This window comes from Anaerocolumna jejuensis DSM 15929 (assembly GCF_900142215.1).
Classification (GTDB): domain Bacteria; phylum Bacillota; class Clostridia; order Lachnospirales; family Lachnospiraceae; genus Anaerocolumna; species Anaerocolumna jejuensis.
The window spans coordinates 577584-583583 of record NZ_FRAC01000006.1 but is presented as its reverse complement, the minus strand read 5'-3'; the positions used below and the strand labels follow the sequence as shown (position 1 = coordinate 583583).

Annotated in this window: 5 protein-coding genes; all 5 read left to right on the top strand. The window is 37.3% G+C overall.

Annotated features, from left to right (window positions below; genetic code table 11):
• Positions 1–394 (top strand): hypothetical protein (locus tag BUB77_RS29735; protein ID WP_170866560.1); only part of this gene is annotated, 394 nt, incomplete at its 5' end.
• 29 nt (positions 395–423) lie between these two features.
• Positions 424–2382: an NAD-dependent DNA ligase LigA gene (gene ligA, locus BUB77_RS02660; protein ID WP_073272635.1), complete on the top strand. Its 1959-nt coding sequence runs from the start codon at positions 424–426 to the stop codon at positions 2380–2382.
• A 151-nt stretch (positions 2383–2533) separates the two neighbouring features.
• Complete coding sequence (gene metA, locus BUB77_RS02655; protein ID WP_073272633.1) at positions 2534–3439, top strand: homoserine O-acetyltransferase MetA; 906 nt, start codon at positions 2534–2536, stop codon at positions 3437–3439.
• A 585-nt stretch (positions 3440–4024) separates the two neighbouring features.
• Positions 4025–4456, top strand: coding sequence for a hypothetical protein (locus tag BUB77_RS02650; RefSeq protein ID WP_073272631.1), 432 nt, complete (start codon positions 4025–4027; stop codon positions 4454–4456).
• 143 nt (positions 4457–4599) lie between these two features.
• Positions 4600–5166 carry a hypothetical protein gene (locus BUB77_RS02645; RefSeq protein WP_073272629.1) on the top strand — a complete coding sequence of 189 codons (567 nt, stop codon included), beginning with the start codon at positions 4600–4602 and terminating at the stop codon, positions 5164–5166.
• The last annotated feature ends 834 nt before the right edge of the window (positions 5167–6000 follow it).

Sequence of the window (6000 nt, the reverse complement as noted above, 5' to 3'; positions counted from 1 at the left end):
GTTTGCGGATAAACAAAAATCAGCGAGTGGACAGAAGTTTTCAGTTAAACAGAAATCAGGGAATGATCAGAAGTTTGTTGACAAACAGAAATCAGCGAATGGGCGGAAATTTGCAGATAGGCAAAGAATAACAAATGAGAAGAATTTTGAAAATAGGCAGAAATCTATAGATAATCGGAAGCCAAAAGATAAACAAAATTCAGCCAGTGAACAAAAATTTAAAGATAAGCCAATATCTACAGATAAACAGAAATCATTCGATAAACAGAATATTGCAAGAAAGCAGAAATCTATAGGAAATCAAAAATATACTAATAACCAAAAACAAGCATTCAGTCATAAGGAAAATACCGCTGCAAAGGGAAAGATGCGGAGCCAGGATAGAAAATACTAAATATTATTTGGAAGGGTATTGAAAGGGATATGAAGGAAAAGCTGGAGAGACAAAAAGAACTTGTTAAGCTGTTAAATGAAGCTGGAAGGGTGTACGAGCAGGAAGACCGTGAAATCATGAGCAATTATGAATATGATAAGCTCTATAACGAATTGCTTTTGTTGGAACAGGAAACGAAAACAGTATTAACCGGAAGCCCCACCATAAAAGTAGGCTATGAGGTGTTAAGTGAACTTCCGAAAATAAGACATGAATCATCGATGCTATCCCTTGATAAGACGAAGGAAAAAGAGGACCTAAAGGATTGGCTCGGCATTCAAAAAGGGCTGCTTTCCTGGAAGATGGATGGTCTTACTATCGTATTAACTTACAGGGAAGGAAAGCTTTTCCAGGCGGTAACCAGAGGAAACGGTGAAATTGGCGAAGTTGTTACCAATAATGCCAAAGTATTCAAAAATCTCCCCCATACAATACCCTATACCGGTGAGCTGGTACTGAGGGGAGAAGCCGTCATCCGTTATTCAGATTTTGAAAAAATGAATGAAGAAATCCCTGAGACAGAAGCAAAATATAAGAATCCAAGAAACCTGTGCAGTGGCAGCGTAAGGCAGCTAAATAATGAAATAACCGCTAAACGTAATGTACGTTACTATGCATTTACTTTGGTAAAAGCGGACAACGTGAATGAATTTGAAAATTCCAGAGAAAAGCAGCTATCCTGGCTTGAGAGTATGGGCTTTGATGCGGTGGAAAGCAAGGCAGTAACAAAAGACAATCTGGAGGAAACAGTTGCCTGGTTTGCAGCCCAGATTCCCTCTATGGATGTACCCTCAGATGGTCTCGTTTTGACCTTTGATGATATGGCATATGGAGCTTCCTTAGGCTCAACGGCAAAATTTCCAAGAGACGCTATTGCTTTTAAATGGAGGGACGAAATAAAGGAAACTACCTTAAAAGAAATTGAATGGAGTGCGTCCAGAACAGGTCTTATCAACCCCATTGCAGTCTTTGAGCCGGTTGAACTGGAAGGCACAACCGTAAGCCGTGCCAGCCTTCACAACATCAGCATAATGGAAGGGTTGAAGCTTGGAATTGGTGATACCATTAAGGTATACAAAGCAAATATGATAATCCCCCAGGTGGCTGAAAATGTAACCCAGAGCGGTAATGTAGCAGTGCCTGATAAATGTCCCGTATGCGGTGAAGAAACCAAAATAAAGGAAGAAAATGATGTAAAGGTTCTTGTCTGTACAAACGAAGATTGTCTTGCAAAGAAAATCAAATCTCTAACCCATTTTGTAAGCCGGGATGCCATGAACATGGAAGGACTTTCGGAAGCTACCATTGAAAAGTTCTTAAATAAGGGCATCATCCACGAAGTATCCGATCTCTTTCATCTGGAGGGTTATAAGGAAATCATAACGGAAATGGAGGGCTTTGGTGAAAAATCCTACCAAAATCTCATAGCCTCTGTTAACAGGGCAAGAAATACCACAGCGGCCAGATTTCTTTACAGCCTTGGAATACCCGGAATCGGGCTTTCCACAGCCAAATTAATCTGCAAAGAGTACCAGAATGATTTTCCCAAAATCCAAACGGCAGAGGCGGAACGGCTAACCGAGATAAGTGGTGTCGGGGATGTAATTGCAAAGGCTTTTGTAGACTTTATGAATAAAGAAAGCAACCAGAAGATGATATTAGATTTATTGCCGGAGATAACCTTTGAAGTACAGGAGACAGGGACAGTGTCTGATGCCTTAGCTGGAAAGACCTTTGTAATAACAGGCTCACTGGAGCATTTTGAAAATAGAAATGCATTAAAGGATATTCTGGAAGAAAAGGGTGCCAAGGTAACCGGTTCGGTAACTGCCAAAACAGATTTTCTGATAAATAATGATAATCTTTCTTCCTCTACAAAGAATAAGAAGGCGAAAGAACTTGGTATACCGATTATTACAGAGGAAGAACTGCAGGAAATGATTAAGTAGGGATAGTGGTATTAGATATCTGGACAAAGATAAATAGAAATGGAAATATTTATTTTTGTTAAATGAAATCGATTTAGAATAGAGATTATTTCATAGAAATTATTTCATAAAAATCATATTAGTAGTTAAAAAAAGAAAAGTAGGTGATATTATGCCAATAAAGGTACAAAGTGAACTGCCGGCAAAGCGAGTGCTGGAAGATGAAAATATATTTATTATGGATGAGACCAGGGCTACTCATCAGGACATCCGTCCTTTGCGCATAGCTATCCTGAACCTTATGCCATTAAAAGAAGATACAGAAGTACAGCTATTGCGCAGCTTATCCAATACTCCGCTGCAGGTTGATGTTACATTATTATCAACTGCCTCCTATATAGGGAAAAATACTGCCTCAAACCACCTGGACCAGTTTTATCTGACTTTTGATGAAGTAAAGCACTTAAAATATGATGGACTTATTATAACCGGTGCACCGGTTGAGCAAATGGATTTTGAAGAAGTTACATACTGGGATGAATTGAAGACTATTATGGAGTGGACCAAGACGAATGTAACTTCAACCTTTCATATATGCTGGGGAGCCCAGGCAGGGCTTTATTATCATTACGGTATTCCTAAAATAAACTTAGAAAATAAATTGTTTGGTGTCTATGAACATCATGTATTGAATCGAAAAATACCATTAGTCAGAGGATTTGATGATGTTTTTTATGCTCCCCATTCCAGATACACCACAGTATCAAAGGAGGAAGTTCTGAAAAGAAAAGAACTGACAATCCTTGCTGAATCCAAGGAAGCAGGAGTCTTTATTGCCATAGCAGGTGATGGAAAGCAGATATTTGTAACTGGACATCCGGAATATGACAGAATTACACTTGATAGAGAGTATAAGAGGGATGTTGATAAGGGCATTGAAATTGAACTGCCACAGAATTATTATCCGGATGGGTTGACTTATGTCAGACCGGAACTTACCTGGAGGGCCCATGCGAATACCTTGTATACGAATTGGTTAAATTATTACGTTTACCAAGTCACTCCTTATGAACTGTAAGAAACCTTGAAAAGTCTAGCATTTTGGCTACTTTGGTAATTGGTGCAGATATCATAAAGTATCATGAATTTGCACAAAATATCATATCATTGGTGTCAAATTGGTGTCAGGAGAGAATTTTGCTGGTGTCAGGATTAGTATCTTTTAGAGAAAAGAAATTGTAGTTATAAACAAAAAAAAATACAGCTGCAGTATAGTAATCAGTGTGCCTAAATTACCCTTTAAATCTTAAATAAAGCATTTAATCTTTAACGATTGAATGTTTTATTTTTTTGCCCCAAAAAAATAGTTTGGACAAAAATATAAGAAGTGGACATAAACGACTGCAGATATATCAATTATAGATGTAGATATTAGGAGGAGAACTGAAAGACAGTGAAGAAATTGTAGTCCGGGGGAATGATATTATGAAGAAGAACTCGCAGGCTGTATCATTAACCCTCTCTATACCCTTCCACAGCCTAATTAGGTGGGATAGGTTGATAGATTGGCAACTATAAGCCCCCAAAGCAAAGAATGGCTAAAATGCCCTCAAGCACTATCACAGAGGGTAATAAAATAAAATAGAATGTAAGGAGAAGAACTATGACATTACAAGACTTATACACAAGAGTAGCCGATTTGCTAGGCAATCAAGGTATCGCAGATTGTCTATGCAATAGCACTTTCTTAAAGATAGACAGTAACAAAATAGCTTTTAAAACCTTTGTTGAGGTAAACAACATTGCATCAGCAAAAGAATTAAATACAGAGTACATTCTGCCTAAGCATATCCTACTTTGGAAAATGGCAGATTCAATGTGGTTCATGGAGGGAGCCGATACCGAAATAGCGTTTAAAGCAATATTAAAGGCAAAAACAGACTGCTGGGAAGTAACCAATATAATCAGGGTAGACAGTGATAAAGAGTACATTGAGATTATTCGTGATAGTAAATTAATCAGTATTGACGAGGTTTTTCTTAGAACTAGAAGAAAGGTCAAGGGTAGGAAGAATTTGATTTTATTGCCATCATAAGCATATTGCAGTAGAGGGTGCGAAGCAGAGCTTCGCACCTCGCATAGACAATTAAGCAACTAAGCAAGTTGTACCAATTAAGTAATTAGAGTTATTTGATAATAAAGGAGGCTGATAATTAACAAACGAGAGGGGTTTTTATTATGTATAGGATATCATTAAAGGAAATTATAGAATTAATAGCGATAGCCAAGACAGAGAAAGATTTAAAGAAATCAAAATGCCTAGAAACTAACGAGGATTATTTGAGTATTGAGGGTGAGACTATTATGGCCTATGTAAATAAGTTAAGGGGTAAGGTATCAAATGAGGATTTTACAAATCTTTGGGGCAATCCATATTTGTATTACAAACCATTTCAAGACTATTCTACTAAGATAACCTTATCTGATAGATTGGTAGTTTTAGCAGATTCAGAAGATAAGCAAGGTAATCCTATTTGCTTTTATTTGTACCAACCTGTTACTATGACTAATGAGGAATTTATATTAAGTTTGTCAGTAAAGCAACGCAATGATTGTTATGTGATTTATAAGGGTATGTTACAAAGGTTTAAAATTGTAAATAAAACAGTTGTTTATAAGGAAGTTGGCGAGCCAGAAGGGGTAACTCTTGGTGCTGAGGAAATAGAAAGTTTACGAAAAAGGGTATCGAAGTTAAGAAAAGAGTTATATGACTTATCTGAGTATATCGAGAGCATAACAAAATAGTGAAAAGCCGAGGGTAGAAAGCCTTATGATTCAGGTAACCTGCCCTTCCTTTATGCCATCATCCTATCTTACCAGAGCGATAGCGGGGGCTTTTCCAAAGCCCCCGCTATCATTGAGCAATTGAGGTATTGGTATCATAGAAAGCATTGGAGTAAAAGGTTGATAAGTAGAAACCCTTATACTATAACATATTTAGGGTATCAGTTTATAAAACTCCCTTCAAAAATCCTATTGGGAATTCCAAATTACATTTTGACCCTCTTTTTTCTTTACCATTCTGCCATTACTACCACTTTTCCAACCAGATTTGAAAAAGGTATACCCCGAACCAATCATTTTATGAGTTATAGCGAGAGAATTGAGTGGTCAACTTCGTAAAAATGCTCATTTTTACAGCCTTAGGAGATTAGGTTGGAAAGCAGTATCTATATTGTATTGTAAGGATTATCAGGGTATCAGCTTCGCAAAAAGTATGTATAAAAGTCCGAGTGTAGTTGAATTAAGAACATAAAGTGGGTAAGTAGTTTGTCATCACTCCATGCTAAAGGGTATTTATATTGCAGAAATGGTCAATTGAGGGTGCCGGGTTCCCCGGCACCCCGCATCCCGAATGAAGCAAAGTAGGAAAGACAGAGACAAGTGTGCAAAATTATGTATTGATATTACCAATCATCTCAAAATCCTATTGGGAATCCAAAATCACATTTTAACCATCACTTTTCCTTATCATTCTAACCTTATTACCACTTTCCCAACCAAATTCAGAAAAGGTATACTTCAACGAGCCAATAATATTGTATCTGTAATCTATTTGGGTATTCAAGTTCGCAAAAA

What these genes read in the sequence shown, in the direction of transcription:
- ligA (WP_073272635.1), top strand. Translation starts at nt 424, where the DNA reads ATGAAGGAAAAGCTGGAGAGACAAAAAGAACTTGTTAAGCTGTTAAAT.
- metA (WP_073272633.1), top strand. Translation starts at nt 2,534, where the DNA reads ATGCCAATAAAGGTACAAAGTGAACTGCCGGCAAAGCGAGTGCTGGAA.
- BUB77_RS02650 (WP_073272631.1), top strand. Translation starts at nt 4,025, where the DNA reads ATGACATTACAAGACTTATACACAAGAGTAGCCGATTTGCTAGGCAAT.
- BUB77_RS02645 (WP_073272629.1), top strand. Translation starts at nt 4,600, where the DNA reads ATGTATAGGATATCATTAAAGGAAATTATAGAATTAATAGCGATAGCC.